Origin of the sequence: Legionella cardiaca, from assembly GCF_029026145.1 — a bacterium.
In the GTDB taxonomy this organism is placed as follows: Bacteria; Pseudomonadota; Gammaproteobacteria; order Legionellales; family Legionellaceae; genus Tatlockia; species Tatlockia cardiaca.
The window spans coordinates 3,344,036-3,362,485 of record NZ_CP119078.1 but is presented as its reverse complement, the minus strand read 5'-3'; the positions used below and the strand labels follow the sequence as shown (position 1 = coordinate 3,362,485).

Below are 18,450 nucleotides of genomic sequence, written 5' to 3'. Positions count from 1 at the left end.
ACATTGCCTCCACAATACCCAGTTTTTAGCGTTAATTACGGCTATACTTAAGACCTCTATTTGCTTAATAAAAATGACACATTAAACGACAGTAATCGGGCAAGTGCAAAACAAGCCTTTATCGATAAGAAAGCTGATCTATTAAGCATTAAAGATCTTGTCAAAAGTAATCGCTCCATTGAAATATCTGAGCTTGATAAGAAAATAAATCACATTGCAACGAAAATTAATATTCTGCAAACGCAAAAAAATTTAAGTCAAAGCGCCGACGACGAAAGAAAATTAACCCATTACATATTAAAATCTTAGCAATGAGGGCTATACACAGCCCTCATTGGACGATCGATTACTCGCTAGCAAGTTCTATAGCAAAGGCTAACCCTAACTTGGTGAAGTTAGTCATGTGTTCGGCATTGAGTAACTCCATTGTATCATCTGCTGAATGAATGTATGGATTATGATCTTCAAAGCTTGTTTCGCAAGGAAAAGCAGCAGGAACATCTACTTCTGTCCAGGATGCGTGATCACTACAGCCATAACCACATCGAGAATAATTCACAGGAACTTTGACATAAGTCTGAATAAGTTCGGCAATGTAATTACTTAGCGCTTTATCAGTATAGTCACGGAAAACCCACATCGTTTGATCGTTGGCATCATTACGAAAACCTGTCATATCAAATTGAATAGCAGCTTTTACCGGAATTGCTTTCTTTTGGAATTCTTCCACAACATATTGCGAGCCTACAAGACCACGTTCTTCAGCTGCATACCAAATAATATAAATAGGACGTTTTAATGCTAAATCAGAAGCCAATAAAACTCTGGCCATTTCCATTACACTTGAAGAACCACTACCGTCATCACCGGCTCCCGGCATACGACCATCAAGCGTATCCATATGAGCACCAATCACAATGCCTGGTTCCTTTAAATCTTTGCCGATTACGGTAACCAAAGACGGTTGCATATATCTGCCAGTTTTTACGAAGTAAGTCTGGGTGTCATTACGACCATACTCTTTTGCCATTTGTTGAAATTGTTGTTGTAACCATTCGGCAACCTCTTTTCCTCGCTTAACCGTTGCTGAGCGATTGTAATAGGAGGTTAGATGAGTCAGGGTATTTATAATATTACTTGTATCTACCTTGGCTAAGGCCGCATTGACTTCTTCCTCATGTTTAATTTCATATCTGATGTCTGATTTTTTAGCGGTTTGTAATCTGGTTTTTGCCAAAAGCATGCGTGCAGCTTGCTCTTTGGTAGTCAATGTCGTGGTAGTCAGGCGATGACTAACATTAATAAAACGTCCACAATGAACTTTATCAGCAAACAATGCTAATTTATTCATTTCCAATGCAGGCACTTCAATAATTTTAAATTTATTATTTTCAGCCAATACCGGGTAAGCCGATGACAACTTGGCTGCCAAACATTGTGGAACTTGTAATTGCTCCATCGCGGGTGAATTTGCAGCGGCGAGAGGATTAATAGCCAACACAAACCCTGTGGACAAACCAACCATCCATTGAGTAAAACGCATCATCGCTCCTTTTAAGGGGTTAAAAATAGTCTCTGAACAAAGCAATTGCAAAAATGCACACCGCATCCAGGTTAATGAAGGAATTCGGTTTTTTTATGATTTTGGCAAAAGCCTATGGGCTATTTCAGAGGACAAAACTATAAAAAAAACGTTTAAATTCAATCGTATAAGTTGGATGGCAGATTTAAACTGCTTCACTCAGGATTTAATGGTACATGATGATAGAAAATTATGTCACCTCTTTTTGTGATCATTTGTCCTTATTTTTTAGCAAAAAGATTAATAGTGGCAATGACTTTTTTTTGCACTTCAGGTTATTGATAATCATTTTCATTTGTTATAAAGTTTCATTTCCTTTTTGGGATGTCTAGATGGTGTACAATGAAAGCAAAAAAAATTCCTTATTACCTTCTTCTAACCCTGCTTACGATGGGTGCCAGTTTAATTCTCGGTTTTTTAAGTTTTGGTGGCATGTTTGTTTTATGGCCGATATTACCTCTCGCTTTTGCGGCTTTTGCACTTTCAGTAGCTTATGAAGGAGAAATTTACTTACAAAATCTTAAAGGTGCATTGAACAAATTGTTTTTCAAGCGTGACTACCTGAAACGCCATTTAGCCAATGAATATCTCTTAGAGAATTTTCCTGACACGACAGCAAGTGACTGTCCTGAATTTTTTAAAGATTACGAAAAACAACTCAACTTATTGCATTTATATGATCATAAACGACTTGATGAATCCAGTCTTGCTGACAAAAAGCACATTGAGAAAACCCTACGCAACATGGAAAAATGGTTTGCCCAACAACTCTTTGGCCCCAACAAAGCAAGCAAACTCTCCCATTATGAAGCAGATATAAAAAAATGGTTAGATACTCATAAGCGAGGGAAGTGGCAAACCAAACTTGACCAACGACGCAGTACATTTAACAAAGTCAAAGTCTTTAGCGTTGTTGCCGGTGCATTTATGGGCGTAGGTACAACCTACTTGCTCGTAGAAGCTTTTGCAGCTATTCCGTTGTTAGCCACAATTCCTTTCACGATGCTACCACTTTTCATCGTACCTATGGCTGCTATTGCCGGCGCTGCGTATGGCTTTCTTACCTATAATGCCGTGACGGATATGATTAATAACGACACTATTCGCAAATGGTATAACAAAATTCGACAGGATTTATCAAATGGTGTTAATCCTCGCTCTGTGTTTCTTGCTGTAACAGCCATTGCTTTAGTAAGTTTGGCTATAGCGCTGACTGTCTGTACGGCGGGTACGTGGTGGACCGTGGTAAAAAATACACGACCACTTTTTAATTGGATGGGAAAAATTCCAAGTTTTGTTATGGGTATTATCCATCCCATCATCACAGGGATGTCTTCTTTGGTATTCAATCTACAAAATACCAGCGAATCGTTAGAAATGATTGATGAAGCCACAAAAGCTAAAAGCGGCCTATTTCAACGAATGCGAGAATCAATTACTAAGGGATGGCAAAAATTAAGAGAGAAGGAAAATTGGTGGCAAATTCTAAACCCAGCTCGTATTTTATTAAAACTTACGGTGACCCCTCTACGTATTCTCTTCTTTTTGGGTCATTTAATTAGTATCGGAGTAACAGCCGATCGTGTTCCCGGAGTACCCGAAATTTTATCGGCCTTACTTGGTATTATCAGTGAAGGCTTTGAAGATGCGCATTATTTCTTTGAACACGACCATGATAAGCATCACCATCATGAGCATGATGAAGGAGAGCATTCTCATGAACATGACGAAAACCATGACCTGCATTCGCATCATCATGAGAGTAAGGCTTCCGCCCACACGAAAGCTTTACTAAAAGAGCGATTAGCCTCAGGACATGGGCATGACCACAGTGCCGATATTCCGACCCGTCTGCTAAAAGCCTTGTTTAGTCCTCTCTATGCTTTAGCGGCAGCATGGGATAGCTGGGCTAGCCAAAACAATAAAGGTACGGATCGTAAAGCACTAACTTTTATAGAAGCATGGGATAAACAAACGGGTAAAAAGAAAATTAGTCATGTCGATCTCCATGAAGTCGAGCATGCTTCTAAAAATTGGCAATCCCATTATGCAATTTTACGCATCGAGCGTTTTAAAGAAAAACACCTGGAAAAAGCTGTTTGGAATAAGCCTGTTGCCAAAGAAAAAATGGATGCTCTGACCCTGCTCCAAGACGAGCTACGTGACGGTGCTGATGTTGAACAACGGTTAGAGACTGAAGGAGCCAAATCACTCTATCAGCAGCAACGTTTCTTTAATAGTGCAGGCAAGAAAACTCGGACTGAGGCCTTTCTTGAAGAGCTACCCAGACAAATTAGTTCGCCTGCCGCTTAACAACAAAGCAGTGTTCCACTGCTTTGTCTTTTTTTTTTGGCCAATTCCTTTTCCAAGGTTGGCCAATCCGTATAGCCATGCGCACCACCGCTATACCATGTTTCTTATACGCGTCATTTAGCCTGGCCGCTTTTTGTAGGCGCAAACCAAATCGCGATGAGCAATAAAATCACGACCAAGCAAATCAGCGCTATTCTCTTCTCGGGCCTTTAGCGGCAGCGTCAAATCATAACCATTATTAGCCATATTGGCCTTTAAATAAGTATTCTATTCGCAATGTAGCGAAGCTAACGTCAGTCGGAATTTTTCATGGTCCAATTGTCACACCTTCAACACAATGCAGGCAGGCTAAAATTAAATTGATTTAGCGCTTTAAACCACATAGGTGAAATGCAGTTTGCCAGTTGATAGGGATCTAACTGCGTGGGTTGAAACAAATCCGTTATTGTCTCTCTATTTATACATCCTTCAGTTTGTTCCAGCCCCAGGCTTGTTATAAATTATTCTAATAGACTTTTTAATCCAGCCAAATGAGATTTAGCTAATGCTTTTGATTTCTCTTCATTCCGCTCGCCACTTTTACCAAACCACTCGAGGCTATCCTGAGGTAATTCGTCTAAAAAACGGCTCGGTTGACAATCTTGTAATTCCCCACCACGCCGACGCTGTCGCGCCAAGGTCAAACATAATCCTTTTTGTGCACGGGTAATACCCACATAAGCAAGACGTCGCTCCTCTTCAATTTGCTCGTCATCAATGCTCACTCGATGAGGCAATAATTCCTCTTCCATGCCCACCAAATAAACAAAAGGAAACTCCAAACCCTTGGAAGCATGCAAAGTCATTAATTGCAACATATCACTATTTTGTTCATCGGATTGTTCTAAAATATCAATGAGGATTAACTTATTAACCACATCAGATAATTGTTGTGTAGAATCTTTGGCAAGTAGGCGCCCTACCCATTCTACCAATTCCCAAACATTATCCATGCGTTTTTGTGCTTTAGCAGGTGTATCACACTGCTCATAAATATGGGCTTCATAACCACTCTCTTCAATCATGTCACGCAAAACATCCGTTGTCGTCTGGTGTTGTAATTTGAGTTTAATTTCCTCGAACCACTCCTTAAACCCTTGCAAGGCAGCACGTGGTTTTTCAGCAACGCGCTCTGCCAATGCCAGGTGACTCGCACAATTATATAAACTTTGCTCTTTCGTTTGGGCATAATGACCTAATGCATCCAGACTTGTTTCGCCGATCCCTCGTTTTGGCGTATTGATAACTCTTAAAAAGGCAGCATCATCAGCTTCATTACACAGTAATTTTAAATAAGCAAAAATGTCTTTAACTTCTGCACGTGCAAACCAGGATTGCCCACCGCTAATACGATAGGGTATACCATGATGCCGTAAAATTTTTTCAAAGATGCGCGACTGATGATTACCACGATATAAAATAGCGTAATCTCCATATTGCGAGCGGTTTCTTAAGCGATGACTGATTAAATCGGCAATAACTTGCTCTGCTTCATCATTATCATCTTTGCAGACTAAGACACGTAATAATTCACCAGCCCCTAAAGCACTCCATAACTTTTTACTGAATAAATGTGTGTTATTGGCGATTAAGTGATTCGCCACATGTAGAATTCGCCCCGTCGAACGATAGTTTTGCTCAAGTTTAATTACCTTTAGTTGTGGATAATCTTCTTGTAACTGTGCCAAATTCTCAGGTCTTGCCCCGCGCCAGGCATAAATTGATTGGTCATCATCACCAACCACAGTAAATTGTGCACGAATACCCGTTAGTAATTTGACCAACAGATATTGGCAAGTATTGGAATCCTGATATTCATCGACCAGCAAATGGCGAATTTTATTCTGCCATTTTTCTCGAACAGTCAGGTTATTATTTAATAAATTCACCGGCAGACGAATCAAATCATCAAAATCTACTGCATTATAGGCTTTTAAAGCTTGTTGATAACTCGGATAAATCCGCGCTATATCCTCATCAACAGCAAGCTCTCCCATCTTTTTGCTCACAGCTTCTGGACTTAATAATTCATTTTTCCAACGCGAAATTTGTTGTTGCACCTGCAATAAATAATCACGCTCATTAGCTTTCCCTGCCGGCAAAAAACTACGCAATAGCTGTAAACAATCCTCACTATCAAAAATTGAAAATCCAGGTTTTAGACCACATAAGGTTACATGATGCTTAATAATACTTAAGCCCAAGGTATGGAAGGTAGCGACCTTTAAACCACGACGGATTGGTGCCGGCAAAACAGCAGCAACCCGTGCTCGCATTTCATTTGCTGCTTTGTTAGTAAAAGTAACCGCACAAACACTTGCTGCGGCATAGCCACAACTTTCCAGAAGGTACGCTATTTTTTGCGTTATCACGCGCGTCTTACCACTGCCAGCTCCAGCCAGCACCAACAAAGGGCCATCGATATACTGCACTGCCGCCATTTGTTGAGGATTTAGCATTCTTTTCTATTCTCGCACAAAAAAAGATCATTATCGCGCGCGAAACCAAGGCGCGCAATCTACTTTGTGTTAGAATCTACAAATTTGTAGATTCAACGGATTTATATGAAAGACAATGACTCTTTACAGCGCTTCATGTTCGAACACGCCCATATCCGCGGCGAAATCGCACATTTGCAAGAGACTTATCAAACTATTATGGAACAACGTCCCTATCCGCCAATGGTAAAAAATTTGCTGGGAGAGGCACTTATCTCCTGTTTGCTTTTAGTCGGAAGCATCAAATTTGAAGGCGAGCTTTCTTTGCAATTTCAGGGAGACACGCGGTTACCCTTACTTATTGTCCAATGTGATCACCTGTTGAGGCTAAGGGCATTTGCAAAATATAAAGACAATTTGCAAGTGATTGACTATGCCGATGCTTTCTTAAAAGGGCAAATGGTACTCACTATTAATCAGTACAATCAAACTCAAGCTTATCAAAGCATTGTTCCTATTCAGTCAACTTCTATGAGTGAAAACCTCATGCATTATTTTGCTCAGTCCGAACAAATTGCCAGTCGAGTGTGGTTAGCTGTCAATGAAGAGATGGCTGCAGGAATGCTGCTGCAACTGATGCCTGGCCAGGATACAGTACAACGAGAACAGTTTTGGGAATATGCTGTTCAGCTGGGTCAAACCGTTAGTGAACATGAATTATTAAATTTAGATAACCAAACCTTGCTCTATCGACTTTATAACGAAACGGAAGTACGCCTTTTCGATAGTCGCCCCACCCGCTTTCAATGTCGCTGCAGTGAGGACAAAATGAAACAGGTGTTAAAGATCCTGGGCGAAGAAGAAGCGAAACAACTTTTACAGGAAAGAAACCAAATCGAAGTCAGTTGCGACTTCTGCAATAAGCAATATATTTTTGACCCAATTGATGTGACGATGCTATTTCGTAGCTAATCGTAGGCAAAATGAGGCTCTTTTAACACTAAAACCAAAAGAGGATTAATAAAAAAACAGTGCATTGGGAAATAATTGTTTAAGTATTCGTAACAAATACCTTTCGGCTTGCCATTTGTTATTATTTTAAATAAATAGTATTATTTGTAATCACTAGCCATCATGAAAAACAATTCCTCTCAATGAACACTATGAAATTTTTTGGAGAAGAACGCCTTGTAAGAATGTTTACTTTAGGTGGTCTATGCAGTTTTTATCAATTTGTGTACAAGGATATTAGAATTTTTTTGCTAGGCGAAATTCATGACACAATGAGTAGAGAATTAGCCGAGAAATATATTAAGCTTTTAAATGAGCACATAAGCAATTTCCAAAATGTTACGATCTTTTTAGAAAGTACAAAGGGTGAGGAGAAAAATAATTCAGAACATTTAAGCTTCATTGATAGTATTTTATTCCTTAGCTCCCCCCATCTAACTGTAATACCCGCAGATAAACGTCACTATAATGAGGCGTTTACTGATTTGTTCCTTTTTCTAAGAAACCTATCGGAGCTACCGCATTCTAAGTCTTCCTACTTCGATAATCCTAAGTTCAAAGATTTTCTTAAGGAGATAGCTGAAGATTATAATAGAACGTTTACTTTTTCAGATTTATTTAATTTATTAAATTTAGAAATAAGTAGATTAACCCAATTAGAAAAAGAAATTGAACCTAGAAATGTACCCATAGGTAATTATATACAATCATGTATTAACAATCTCGTTAAAGCAGTCATTCTCGCAGAGGCTTTGGAAAAGGAATGTTGTTTTGCTACTACAAATGAAGAAGGAAAAAAATCTGATTCTGTATTAAACAGTTGTATTGAAAGAATGGAGCAGACAAGATCATTTGAAATAATAGTCAAGTGGTTGGAAATTTATTACTTGTACGAAATTTATCATTTTGATGCAACATTAACTGTAGACTTATGGCAAATGCTTCATCATGAAAAGTCTGACAATGCAACAGTGATTGTTGTTAGTGGGAATACTCATACAGAGCATTTGGCTAATTTATTAAAATTGATTTCCACGCCTATTAACTCAATGAGGCCAGAGCAAAAAGAGAATCGAATATCACCGGACGCTCTGAAAGATTTATTATCTAATGCATGGCCAACGGACAAAATGAAAGCTATTTTTAAACACACAGATTACAGCATCTGAGTTTAAAAGCTTCGAGATACACAGTTTCATCAGTTTGAGGAGTCTTGTGTGCAATGGTTACAGAGTGAATTCAACCACTAAGTCTGAGTATAGAATTAACCGGACTTAAATGGGTCAATTTATTCGTTGAATTCGCTACTACAACTCAATATCTTTTAATAACAATTTATTAGCAATGCTGTTAATTGATATCGTTGTACCATAAAATGTAGACTTTTGCTAATTGTTCCAGTTTCGTAGATAAATAAACATAAATGCTATTTCCATAAAACATTTAGTACTATTACAGGCTCTTTGGAGAATGATTTAGAGCTCAAAATACTATGTATATTTCACTATCAACATCGATTTATAGGGTTACGAAACTATCTTGTGAGAAATGGATACGAAGGAAGACTATTCTTAAAGAAATAAAGATAATCTGATTTTTTTAATCATGCTTATCTTACTTTTTTATACTACTTTATACTACCTACTAGAAGCAGTGAATTTTCCTAAAGATAGAATTGTCTTTTTCACGTCAGCAAATCCTTGATGGAAGGGGTTTATAACTAAATTGGGCTCCTCTGGAACCAGAACTGACGGAATAGCCATTGCCAAATATTCTTCAAGCTCAAAGAAATTTTTTGCAGCAAAATCACGATTAGAGTTAGAGGATGATGTATTTTTCCATTCTTTAGGTAAATCAGAGGTAGTATATTTAATTATCAATTCATCTGGTTCAATCTCACTTTAGGTTATAGCTTACATTGAGAATTCGATGTCTCAGCAGGAGACTCCGGGAAATAATAAGGCGTAAAATCAAAAGGGGTTTTCATTTTGGCAACGATTGCGCTCGTTAAAAGACCTTTCTCTAGAGCCTTTAATCCCCGAGCATCTCTCAAGCCATTAATTTGCCAAGAACTTAACTGAATAAGCTCCTCCATTTTACAATGTCCATTTTTTAAAGCCTTAATGACTGGTACAGTGTTTAGCAACGAAAAAATTTGTACGCTTAATGGCTCGCGTAAATTAATTGCAAAAAGTGAGCTGGTTAAGGAGGCCACCGCTTGATGTTTTTTCCATATCGCGTCTAAATCCTTTTTAGAAACAAAACGGCCTAAGAGAAGAATCGCTCCTAATTTAGAAGATAATGGTTTTTGTAGGCTTATCTCTTGTGGCCAAAGCGCTGGCAAAAGCTTTTGCAATTGTTCGGCACGTCTCGTATCGACCATATCCCATAAAGTTTGTAGTTGTTTTGCAAGCTTTAAGTCAATGACATCACTTAATACAAAATCTCTTAGTTGATCATCTAGAATTATTATCGTGTCCCGAAATCTGTCGTAGGGTTCATTGCCCCATAGTCGTTTATCTTGCCCCACTTCTTTCCAAGTTTTACAAACAGTCAATTTGCTTATAATTTCTCTTTTAGGAAGAAAATTAAATATTGTGAAGAGAATATCTCGATTATTCTGTAACATCGCAAAACAGATCCACATTAGATAAATATGGGTAATATTAATGTATTTTGAATAACAAATTGATGGGTGATTTTACCCACGTAATGAAAATAGCCATCTAAATTTCTGTAATGTTCTCACGACATCGCAACTCCTATATACGTCAGCAAGAAGCATATATTATTTATCCAAAAAAAGGCCGTAAACGTTTTGCGGCAGCCCGTTTTTCTAATTGTTCAGATGTTAATGGGTGATCAAACTGTTTCATCGGGTAATTGGGATGTGGGGTAAAGGTACTGGGAGTTAAATGAAGGACTTGTTGCGTTTCTTTTAGCAAAGTATTGAGTTGATAGTCAAGCAAAGGTGTTTTATTTACTCGGAGGTAGAGCTGCTTTGCCTGTTCGAGACCATTCATGATGGCTTGGTGAAAATGTGAAATGGGTCCTCTTAAGGCAGCAATATAATCAAAAATAGGCTCTCCAACTTGTAATTTTATGAGCTGTTCCATTTCCGAATCAAGCTTGCGTAACACTTCTAAAAACTGATTTTGTTTGCTCAGTAATCGGGAGAAATCTTTTGTTATAACGTTATGTTTTTGAGAGCTTCTATCTCGCAATGCAAAAGAGGCATGGGTATTTTTATATCGTGCAACGATTTTAGACAGAGAACCAGTTAATATGGCTAAAATATTTAAGATCTGTTTTAAATCTTCATTTCCTACTGCATAGGCTAAGCGATCCATGTTCATTTTAGCGGATTGCTGGGGTTGAATTCCAAGATAAAACAATAAATTGTGATCCAGCCTTATTAAAATGCTCAAAGCATCTTCACAGCTTAAACGATATTGCAGCGTTAATTGAATTTTGAGAATTTTATCTTCATCAGAAGAGTCTTCAGTATCAGTTGTTACTTGCAGAAGTTTACTTAACAGAGATTGAGTCTCATTAAGGTATAACCTACCCTCATTAATTAGAAGATCAATTTTGTTCGATATACTATTCATAAAATCTAAATTTTATAATGTCGTTGCGACTAAATAGATTGGGCCTGTTTTTTTCTCAAAGTTACTTATATTTTCCAATGTTGTTGAGGCAATATTCTGTATGGCCTCTTGCGTGAAAAAACCCTGATGGCCAGTAATAAGTACGTTTGGAAAAGTTAGTAACCTGCAAAATACGTCATCATCAATAATTTCAGAGGAATGATCTTCAAAAAACAATGATTCCTCTTCTTCATATACATCAATTCCAAGATAACCTAATTTTTTACTTTTTAGTGCCACTATAACTGCTTTGGTGTCAAGGAGTTTTCCTCGACCGGTATTAATAAGCATTGCCCCTTGTTTCATTTTTCCTAAAGCTTGGGAATCGATTATGTGGTATGTACTGTCGTTTAAAGGGCAATTTAGACTAACAATATCTGAGTTTTTCAATAAGGAGTCTAAACTTGTATAGTTTACTCCAAGTTTGCTACAACACTCATTAGGTTGTGGGTCGAAAGCAAGAATTTTACAACCAAAACCATTAAGAATAGTTGCTAGTGCAGTGCCTATTTGCCCTGTACCAATAATTCCTACTGTTTTTTGATATAAGTTAAAGCCCATTAATCCATCGAGAGAAAAATTTCCCTCTCGCACTCTGTTATAGGCCTGGGGAACTTTTCTATTGAGACATAAAATTAATGTTACTGTATGTTCTGCAATCGCTTGTGGTGAATAGGAGGGTACTCTACAGATACTTATCCCTCTCTCCTGTGCATAAACATAATCAACATGGTTATATCCCGCAGACCGCAAAGCGATTAGCTGAACACCGCGCTCATATAGTCCATCAATTACCTTGCTATTAATGGAATCATTCACGAAACAGCATACTGCATCCGTTGGAGCTACCGCCCCGATGCTTTCTGAATTCAGATGGAAATCATAATAATTAATTTCATGATGATGTAGCTGATTGACCTGATCGAAAATGGGCCGCTCATATTTTTGGGTACTAAAAAAAGAAATTTTCATATGTATTTAGTAAACAAAGTAATCTCTACCTTGATTCTAATTAAAGATATTTGTTAGTCTGAATTATAATGCGGGTTAACTAAAATCCAATAGGATTTTTCAGCTAGTACAAGTGCCCATGGGCGAAACACTCCCTAAAAACAAGATTGTTGGACATATCCCAAAAATCAATTCTTCAAATGTTTGTTATTATTATTTTAATAAGTAGTTGCATGAGGATAATTTTAAATGGACTTCCCAGGCATTACAAAATCGCAAATAGAAGATAAGCTTATAGCCGAGTCCTATAAGAATTTTTATGTTTTAATTATTGCTGATTTTTTTGCAACTCTCATCTTTGTCGCATTGATTTGGAATCAAATAAATAACAAATTGTTGGTAACAACATGGATGTTATCGATGTTTGTTCTCAATCATCTGCTAAGAAGCTTATTTTTATTTCATTATTATCGTCGAAAAAAACAGGATGGCTTATTCCATCCACCATTCTGGAAAAAATATTTTATAGTGAATAATCTGCAATCGGGTATTTTATGGGCTTTAGGAGGGTTGCTGTTTCTTTATGTAGATGATCCACTGCACCGCATGGCAGTTTTTGTATATCTCATTGGTTTGCTTGCAGCGCCTGCAGCTAAATTGTTAACAATGCGTAATGCTTACATCGCTTTTATGATACCAATTTGGTTGCTTTTGATTTTTTTATCGGTATCCATTGCTCCTTCATTATCATTTACCTTGCTTATGGCGACATTGCTCTATGTGGCTGTAGTGATCTATGGAATGAGTGATGCTCATCGTTTTTTAATGAGGTCAATTTATCTGGAAATATACAGTTCAAATCTTTTAGCTGATTTAAGACGCAGTGAAGAAAGCTTTCGCAATACTATTGAAAATGCGCCTATTGGCATGGCCATTGTCTCTCCTAAAGGAAAATGCATCCATGCCAATCGCACACTGCAAGAAATTTTAGGTTACAGTGATGAAGAATTGCGCGATCAAAATATGTTGGAAATTACTTATCCTGATGACGTGCCTATGACTGAAGATGCCATGAATAAACTTCTTCAAGCTGCGTTACGAATTTCACATATGGAAAAACGATTTGTTCGAAAAGATGGCAGTATTATCTGGGGAATGGTTAGTGCAAGCCTAATACGTGATGAACAGGGGGAGCCGGTTAATTTTATTATACAAGTGAAAGATGTAAGTGATCGCATTCAAAATGAAGAAAAAATGCGACAATTAAATGAAAAAACCATGGAAACTTTAAATGAATTGAAATTGCTGGAGCATGATGAAAGTTTATTAAATAAACTAAATCGTTCACTACAAATCTGCATTACAGCGGAAGAAGCTTATCCACGAATCAATTTAATTGCTGAAGATTTATTTCCTGATTTAAACGGTGGTTTATCAATTTACAACAAAACAATTAATCAAATGGAAACAGTAGTCCAATGGGGAAGAGAACAATTATTACCAAACCTATTTCTTCCTATGGACTGCTTTTCAATCCGTGAGGCAACCACCCATGTGGTTGATAACCCTAATAAATCAGTGCCTTGTTCCCATTATAAAACTTATCCTCAAGGAGGATATATGGCGTTACCGCTTATGGTACAAAATGAATTGATAGGTGTTATCCACCTGTTAGCGCCGAAAAATAAGAAATTAACACCACACCAACAAGACATGGCTAATTCTTTTGGGAATATTGTTAAGCTTGCTATTGCCAATATTAATCTGCGCGTGTCACTAAGTGAGTTGTCACTACACGACCCATTAACTAATTTATACAATCGGCGTTATTTAAATGATATTTTGTCACGGGAGTTAATTCGAATTGCTCGAGAAAAAAGGACGTTATGTGTAGCAATGCTGGATATCGATAATTTCAAGAAATTTAATGATAATTACAGTCATTTAGCGGGAGATGAGTTGCTCAAAGCAATAGGGAAACTATTAAATGAGAGTTTCCGTGAAAGCGACATTTCTGTACGTTTCGGTGGAGAAGAATTTGTTGTCGTGTTGTTAAATACAACATTGAGCACTGCCGTGAATAAAATGGAAGAGATTCGAGAAAAGATAAAAAATATATCAATATATTTTAAAGGCAATCCTTTAAATAACGTCACCATTTCAATTGGGGTAGCTGAAGCAATAAAACATGGCGCTTCCATCGAAGAGATAATCAAGGCTGCTGACCATGCTCTTTATGCGGCGAAGCAGGCGGGTAAAGATAATGTAAAAGCCTATGGTCCCTAATCTAAACTTTCGGAATAAGCTTGCGTCCCACAAAATTGTCTCTGACCAATACCCTCTAAATACCTATCACTCGCCATATTGAACTTCAATTACCTTCTTTTTTTAAACGATTTAGCTATATCTCGATATATCAGACACCTCTTGTTTAGGAACAGCCGCTGCCAATGCTTTTAATTTACTAAAAGAATCGGTTTCTGTCTTAAAGAACATAAAGTCTTTGCCTTTCGAATAATTATAAAAACCTATTACTAAGTAAGGAATAATCAACATTGCTGCTGCAAGAGCCAGATTAGCTAAAACTTCACCCCAGCCACGATGGTCTTTAAGCACTGATCTTTTGGCATCATCAATTGCATCGAGGGTTTCACGTTGAAATTGCTGAAAAGAAATCAGGGTTCTATTTTGTCTAAAATCACGATAACCATTCTCCAATTTAGTACATAAAGCTCGTGCCTGTTTAGCCGCCTCAGTATAGTCTGAATTGTCTGAAGCTTTCTCTTCCAACTTTTTAGTTTTCTTTTTAAGAGTTGTCAATTCATTATCAAAATTAGCTCCCCAATCCGCATCGAGGCAATTCGCCAAATGAAAATTTTCAATAAATTGTGCCTCTTCTGTTTCTTTAATCACATTGTATTTCTTCAAAACGCCTAAGATTTGCATTAATTTTTCTTCATCAATAGGCAGAGCAAATTGTGCGTGATAATGATCTTCCTCAATATCAAAAAGACCATCCTGATGAAATAAGTGATGATCCGCGTCCTCACGATGAACCCAACGCAAGACATCTGCTTCTAGTAACAGCTTGTTCGATTCCTCGTCGTCAAACGCATAGGTGTTAATCTCTAAACAAATCTGCCCCCAAATGCTTTGAAATGGTACTCTTTTCTTGCCTGTTGGTTTGGGAAATATGGTAAATGTGTTATTGAAAATACTGAAATTTGCTTTTTCACATAGTTGGGAAAAGGCGCGTGGGCTGGAAATTCGATTAGGCATAATTTGAGCTAACGTTTTTAACGTGCCTTTATTTTAAACAGCAAAGCTTAAAGTTTTCTTAGCTCTTTGGGTTTCTGGCATGCATTTTGTATAAAAAATACAATAGTCAACAACTGAAGAAAGCATGTCCAAGCTACTCCTTCTCTTAAATTTTTACCTTTTTTCTCCATTATTTGCCGCCCATGTTCATATTATTGCTGTGGGCGATATTCTTGTGCATATGCCTTTGCAAAAAAAAGGGTTTAAGACTGGCTTTGCCACCCTTTGGCTTGATGTGATACCGCAATTAAATCAAGCAGATATCACTTATGGAAATTTAGAGGGGCCTGCGGCAGGTATGATAACCATGTGTGGTAATGAAACCAAATATCATAGTCTGGCTTATACTGCTTTTCCGATGTTTAATTATCCTCCCTCATTAATCGGTGCTCTTAAATTATCGGGTTTTGATATTCTTTCTACAGCCAATAATCATAGCCTTGATCGTTGGGGCATAGGGATTGATAAAACCATCGACGCTTTACATACCAATGCAATGGCCTTTACTGGCACAAGGCTACAAAATGGCAAGGGGGCCTTTTTTGCGGAAACCAATGCCCATGGAATTTCCATTGCCTGGCTCGCATGTACCAAACATACTAATGATATTGCCGATAAACACCGACAAGTTCTGAAATGCTATCGCGATAAAGAAGAGCTCCTTCATTTAATCAGTGAGCTTGCTAAAACACATGATGCTGTCATTGTTACCCCACATTGGGGAGAGGAATATCATGAGCGGTATAACAAAGACCAGGAAAGATTAGCAAAAGAATTTGCAGAGGCCGGAGCATTGGCTATTCTCGGTTCTCATCCTCATTGGGTTCAACCCTTTGCCTGGTTAACAATGCCAGCTGGCAAAAAAGTGTTTGTGGCTTATTCCTTAGGTAATTTTATTTCCAATCAAGGAAAGCTGCCAAATCGTGCGAGTGGCTTGCTTTCTTTATATTTAAAAAAGCAAACCGATGGCAGGGTCATCATTGAGAAAGTAAATTATCAACCGACCTATATGGAAAACCGTGGCAATCAATTGCAGTTAACACTGGTTAAATCTAAAAAGCATCCTGCTTATCAATTGCTAAAACGCATTATCGGTGAGGAATACTTAATCTTACCGGAAAAAGGTAATCAGTAATTACCAAAATAATACTCATGCGAAATCAACTCTAATCAAGCTATAAAATAACGTATTGAGCATTTTATTCAGAAAAAGGCTTATCCCAAAATTAATATGAAAAATTTAAGAATTAAAGACATTCATTTAACTTTATTCCCATTAGTCCACCAGACTAAATTTCTAAGTCAAACATAGGCAAGAACTTTAAGGATTTTCTCTCGATGTTTAAGTAATTCATCAAATATACCAGCATCTATATATAAGTCCCTTACTTCATCATCTTCTACGATTTGATTGAGTAGTTCGAGAATTTGGCTAAGTTGTTGAGTGATCATGTTAACATTCTGCTCGATTTTGCCCTCATAAGCTCTTTGCGTATTTGCAATGGCAACTAAATGGCTAAATCTATTTTTATAGGGGCTATTAACTAATTTAAATTTTATTAAAAGTTGTTTTAATTCTGCTAATTCAGGTTTTAAAACCGCTAGTAAGTTATTTAATTTATTGGCGTATGAACCCTCAGTTGATGCGCTCATTGTTTATATCTCTTGTTGTCCTCGGCTTCGTCTTTTTTTCTTACGCAGTCTGAAAAAAGTTTTTCAACCCGATGAGCAAAACTCTTTAAATGAGCGATTAGCGACTCAAATAAATGCTTTGCTGATTCTTCGAATGAAGAGGTTGTTTTTTGGGGGGCGGTGGTTTGGTGTTCAGTACTAGGTTTATGGTTAAAAGTATTTGCTTCAAATACATCTGATTGTACTGAAGAAGATAGTTTTGAGTCGGCTTTAAGAGAAACTGATAGAAATGTTTTTACCTGTTGCAGGTTGCCATCCTCTGGTGCTTCTCGAACTATCATACGGCTCGAAACAGAGATGCCTATATTTCGCAGTTCAGTTAGAAAATGACTTGCGCTCTCAGACGTATCCAATTGATCAAGCAGGGCTTTACAATGGATACCGTCAACATCACTTGTCCAGGTATATCCTGTTTTTTCGGATAATTTTTTGGCGACTTCGGCATTTTCATTTTCTATACGAGATTTTTCAGCTATTTGAGATTCCGAATCTTGAATTAAGGCTAAAAGCTCTGAATTATTTGTAAAAGAGGCAGTAAGGTGGAATTTTCCCTCCTCAATTTGGATTGAGAGTGCAGTATATTAGTAGGTATAGGTATGCCATTTGTCTGCAAATTTTTTTTAAAAATCGCCTCGGCCAACATTTTATCTGCCGCGTTTAATGTGGCTCCACAATACACGCCATCCTCATCGCCAGACCAATTAAATCCTGTTGCCTGGCTTAACCGCTTTGCAATTTCCTTGTTATTTTTTTCCCCGATACCCATAGAGAGCTCTGATAGAAAATAACATTCTACCAACAATTATAGTTTATAATTGATTAAAAGACATAAGTTTATAAAAATCTTCTCCAATCGCTACATAAATTGCAGCTCCAACACATTCTTATGGGAAATTACAATGGAATTGCCGCAAAGGATAATTTTTGCTTTTTTCATTGTAATGATGAATTAAATTTTGATAATAATAAGCCATTTAGTGTGGAGGTTTGTAAAAATTCACCGCGCATAGCACGTAAAATTTGCTGCAATGAAAGAAATTGCGCGCTTAATTGAAAGTATAAATCGGCAGTTTGCTTTTCATGTAGCTCGCCCACAGTAAGATAAGCGGCCTGACCAATATCGGCAAAATAATTCAAACTTACATGTCTTTTTTCAGCAATGCCCGGGAAAAGCCCGCAAAATAATAAGCTTTTGTCTCCCACATCCTTTAATAACTCGACCTGGCGACGAGGATTATGCATAGACTCTAGAAAATCCAGTGCAATAACGGATTCAATTAATTTGGGACCTTGCGAAAATCGCATTAATAAGAAAACAAGATAACTTTCCGTGTTTTCATCAAGGACTAACTGCGTCATAGCTTGCGCTTCGTTAACCAACGCATGCCATTGACTGATTTCGGTGGGATGCAAAATCAATTGCTTCATACTATCCCCCAATTCCATTCTCTTTACT

General features: G+C 37.5%; 18 protein-coding genes. 6 read left to right on the top strand and 12 right to left on the bottom strand.

Annotation, left to right across the window (positions count from 1 at the left end; all coding sequences use genetic code 11):
• Nucleotides 1–60 precede the first annotated feature (60 nt).
• Entirely contained in the window at nt 61–309 is a 249-nt protein-coding gene (locus tag PXX05_RS14640; RefSeq protein WP_275088930.1) for a hypothetical protein, read from the top strand.
• 37 nt (nt 310–346) lie between these two features.
• Here the strand turns inward: PXX05_RS14640 and lapA are convergent, their stop codons facing one another.
• Nucleotides 347–1,543 carry an aminopeptidase LapA gene (gene lapA / locus PXX05_RS14635; protein WP_275090532.1) on the bottom strand — a complete coding sequence of 399 codons (1,197 nt, stop codon included), beginning with the start codon at nt 1,541–1,543 and terminating at the stop codon, nt 347–349.
• 381 nt (nt 1,544–1,924) lie between these two features.
• On the opposite strand from lapA, the gene PXX05_RS14630 reads away from it, so the two are divergent.
• The gene (locus tag PXX05_RS14630; RefSeq protein WP_275088929.1) at nt 1,925–3,895 is read left to right on the top strand and encodes a hypothetical protein; all 1,971 of its coding nucleotides are present in this window, start codon (nt 1,925–1,927) and stop codon (nt 3,893–3,895) included.
• A gap of 117 nt (nt 3,896–4,012) precedes the next feature.
• Here the strand turns inward: PXX05_RS14630 and PXX05_RS14625 are convergent, their stop codons facing one another.
• Complete coding sequence (locus tag PXX05_RS14625; protein WP_275088928.1) at nt 4,013–4,141, bottom strand: hypothetical protein; 129 nt, start codon at nt 4,139–4,141, stop codon at nt 4,013–4,015.
• Nucleotides 4,142–4,395: 254 nt separating this feature from the next.
• Complete coding sequence (locus PXX05_RS14620; protein ID WP_275088927.1) at nt 4,396–6,393, bottom strand: UvrD-helicase domain-containing protein; 1,998 nt, start codon at nt 6,391–6,393, stop codon at nt 4,396–4,398.
• Nucleotides 6,394–6,498: 105 nt separating this feature from the next.
• On the opposite strand from PXX05_RS14620, the gene hslO reads away from it, so the two are divergent.
• Both hslO and PXX05_RS14610 read left to right on the top strand, forming a co-directional pair.
• Nucleotides 6,499–7,344, top strand: coding sequence for an Hsp33 family molecular chaperone HslO (gene hslO, locus PXX05_RS14615; RefSeq protein ID WP_275088926.1), 846 nt, complete (start codon nt 6,499–6,501; stop codon nt 7,342–7,344).
• Nucleotides 7,345–7,535: 191 nt separating this feature from the next.
• Nucleotides 7,536–8,552, top strand: coding sequence for a hypothetical protein (locus PXX05_RS14610; RefSeq protein WP_275088925.1), 1,017 nt, complete (start codon nt 7,536–7,538; stop codon nt 8,550–8,552).
• A gap of 468 nt (nt 8,553–9,020) precedes the next feature.
• On the opposite strand, the gene PXX05_RS14605 is transcribed toward PXX05_RS14610, so the two are convergent.
• The 4 genes from PXX05_RS14605 to PXX05_RS14590 form a co-directional block, all read right to left on the bottom strand.
• Complete coding sequence (locus tag PXX05_RS14605; protein ID WP_275088924.1) at nt 9,021–9,263, bottom strand: RES family NAD+ phosphorylase; 243 nt, start codon at nt 9,261–9,263, stop codon at nt 9,021–9,023.
• A 26-nt stretch (nt 9,264–9,289) separates the two neighbouring features.
• Nucleotides 9,290–10,012: an F-box-like domain-containing protein gene (locus PXX05_RS14600; RefSeq protein ID WP_275088923.1), complete on the bottom strand. Its 723-nt coding sequence runs from the start codon at nt 10,010–10,012 to the stop codon at nt 9,290–9,292.
• A gap of 163 nt (nt 10,013–10,175) precedes the next feature.
• Nucleotides 10,176–10,994 (bottom strand): hypothetical protein, encoded by an 819-nt coding sequence (locus tag PXX05_RS14595; RefSeq protein ID WP_275088922.1) that lies wholly within the window; start codon nt 10,992–10,994, stop codon nt 10,176–10,178.
• A 12-nt stretch (nt 10,995–11,006) separates the two neighbouring features.
• Nucleotides 11,007–12,005: a 2-hydroxyacid dehydrogenase gene (locus tag PXX05_RS14590; RefSeq protein ID WP_275088921.1), complete on the bottom strand. Its 999-nt coding sequence runs from the start codon at nt 12,003–12,005 to the stop codon at nt 11,007–11,009.
• Between the two features lie 228 nt (nt 12,006–12,233).
• Between PXX05_RS14590 and PXX05_RS14585 the strand changes: the two genes are divergently transcribed.
• Nucleotides 12,234–14,270 (top strand): GGDEF domain-containing protein, encoded by a 2,037-nt coding sequence (locus tag PXX05_RS14585; protein WP_275088920.1) that lies wholly within the window; start codon nt 12,234–12,236, stop codon nt 14,268–14,270.
• A gap of 111 nt (nt 14,271–14,381) precedes the next feature.
• On the opposite strand, the gene PXX05_RS14580 is transcribed toward PXX05_RS14585, so the two are convergent.
• A complete protein-coding gene (locus PXX05_RS14580; protein WP_275088919.1) occupies nt 14,382–15,263 on the bottom strand; it encodes a hypothetical protein in 882 nt (293 codons plus the stop codon).
• A gap of 124 nt (nt 15,264–15,387) precedes the next feature.
• On the opposite strand from PXX05_RS14580, the gene PXX05_RS14575 reads away from it, so the two are divergent.
• Entirely contained in the window at nt 15,388–16,437 is a 1,050-nt protein-coding gene (locus PXX05_RS14575; RefSeq protein WP_275088918.1) for a CapA family protein, read from the top strand.
• A 167-nt stretch (nt 16,438–16,604) separates the two neighbouring features.
• On the opposite strand, the gene PXX05_RS14570 is transcribed toward PXX05_RS14575, so the two are convergent.
• The 4 genes from PXX05_RS14570 to PXX05_RS14555 all read right to left on the bottom strand — a co-directional run bounded on the left by PXX05_RS14570 (nt 16,605) and on the right by PXX05_RS14555 (nt 18,422).
• On the bottom strand, nt 16,605–16,955 hold the full coding sequence (locus tag PXX05_RS14570) for a hypothetical protein (RefSeq protein ID WP_275088917.1): 351 nt from the start codon (nt 16,953–16,955) through the stop codon (nt 16,605–16,607).
• Nucleotides 16,952–17,275 carry a hypothetical protein gene (locus PXX05_RS14565; RefSeq protein ID WP_275088916.1) on the bottom strand — a complete coding sequence of 108 codons (324 nt, stop codon included), beginning with the start codon at nt 17,273–17,275 and terminating at the stop codon, nt 16,952–16,954. Before PXX05_RS14565 ends, PXX05_RS14570 begins: the two co-directional genes overlap by 4 nt.
• Before the next feature lie 221 nt (nt 17,276–17,496).
• Nucleotides 17,497–17,760, bottom strand: coding sequence for a hypothetical protein (locus PXX05_RS14560; protein ID WP_275088915.1), 264 nt, complete (start codon nt 17,758–17,760; stop codon nt 17,497–17,499).
• 167 nt (nt 17,761–17,927) lie between these two features.
• Nucleotides 17,928–18,422 carry a hypothetical protein gene (locus PXX05_RS14555; protein WP_275088914.1) on the bottom strand — a complete coding sequence of 165 codons (495 nt, stop codon included), beginning with the start codon at nt 18,420–18,422 and terminating at the stop codon, nt 17,928–17,930.
• Nucleotides 18,423–18,450: the final 28 nt, after the last annotated feature.

Excerpts from the sequence above, each read along its gene's own strand:
- lapA (WP_275090532.1), bottom strand. The coding sequence starts at position 1,543 with ATGCGTTTTACTCAATGGATGGTTGGTTTGTCCACAGGGTTTGTGTTG.
- PXX05_RS14630 (WP_275088929.1), top strand. The coding sequence starts at position 1,925 with ATGAAAGCAAAAAAAATTCCTTATTACCTTCTTCTAACCCTGCTTACG.
- PXX05_RS14625 (WP_275088928.1), bottom strand. The coding sequence starts at position 4,141 with ATGGCTAATAATGGTTATGATTTGACGCTGCCGCTAAAGGCCCGAGAA.
- PXX05_RS14620 (WP_275088927.1), bottom strand. The coding sequence starts at position 6,393 with ATGCTAAATCCTCAACAAATGGCGGCAGTGCAGTATATCGATGGCCCT.
- hslO (WP_275088926.1), top strand. The coding sequence starts at position 6,499 with ATGAAAGACAATGACTCTTTACAGCGCTTCATGTTCGAACACGCCCAT.
- PXX05_RS14610 (WP_275088925.1), top strand. The coding sequence starts at position 7,536 with ATGAAATTTTTTGGAGAAGAACGCCTTGTAAGAATGTTTACTTTAGGT.
- PXX05_RS14600 (WP_275088923.1), bottom strand. The coding sequence starts at position 10,012 with ATGTTACAGAATAATCGAGATATTCTCTTCACAATATTTAATTTTCTT.
- PXX05_RS14595 (WP_275088922.1), bottom strand. The coding sequence starts at position 10,994 with ATGAATAGTATATCGAACAAAATTGATCTTCTAATTAATGAGGGTAGG.
- PXX05_RS14590 (WP_275088921.1), bottom strand. The coding sequence starts at position 12,005 with ATGAAAATTTCTTTTTTTAGTACCCAAAAATATGAGCGGCCCATTTTC.
- PXX05_RS14585 (WP_275088920.1), top strand. The coding sequence starts at position 12,234 with ATGGACTTCCCAGGCATTACAAAATCGCAAATAGAAGATAAGCTTATA.
- PXX05_RS14580 (WP_275088919.1), bottom strand. The coding sequence starts at position 15,263 with ATGCCTAATCGAATTTCCAGCCCACGCGCCTTTTCCCAACTATGTGAA.
- PXX05_RS14575 (WP_275088918.1), top strand. The coding sequence starts at position 15,388 with ATGTCCAAGCTACTCCTTCTCTTAAATTTTTACCTTTTTTCTCCATTA.
- PXX05_RS14570 (WP_275088917.1), bottom strand. The coding sequence starts at position 16,955 with ATGAGCGCATCAACTGAGGGTTCATACGCCAATAAATTAAATAACTTA.
- PXX05_RS14565 (WP_275088916.1), bottom strand. The coding sequence starts at position 17,275 with ATGATAGTTCGAGAAGCACCAGAGGATGGCAACCTGCAACAGGTAAAA.
- PXX05_RS14560 (WP_275088915.1), bottom strand. The coding sequence starts at position 17,760 with ATGGGTATCGGGGAAAAAAATAACAAGGAAATTGCAAAGCGGTTAAGC.
- PXX05_RS14555 (WP_275088914.1), bottom strand. The coding sequence starts at position 18,422 with ATGAAGCAATTGATTTTGCATCCCACCGAAATCAGTCAATGGCATGCG.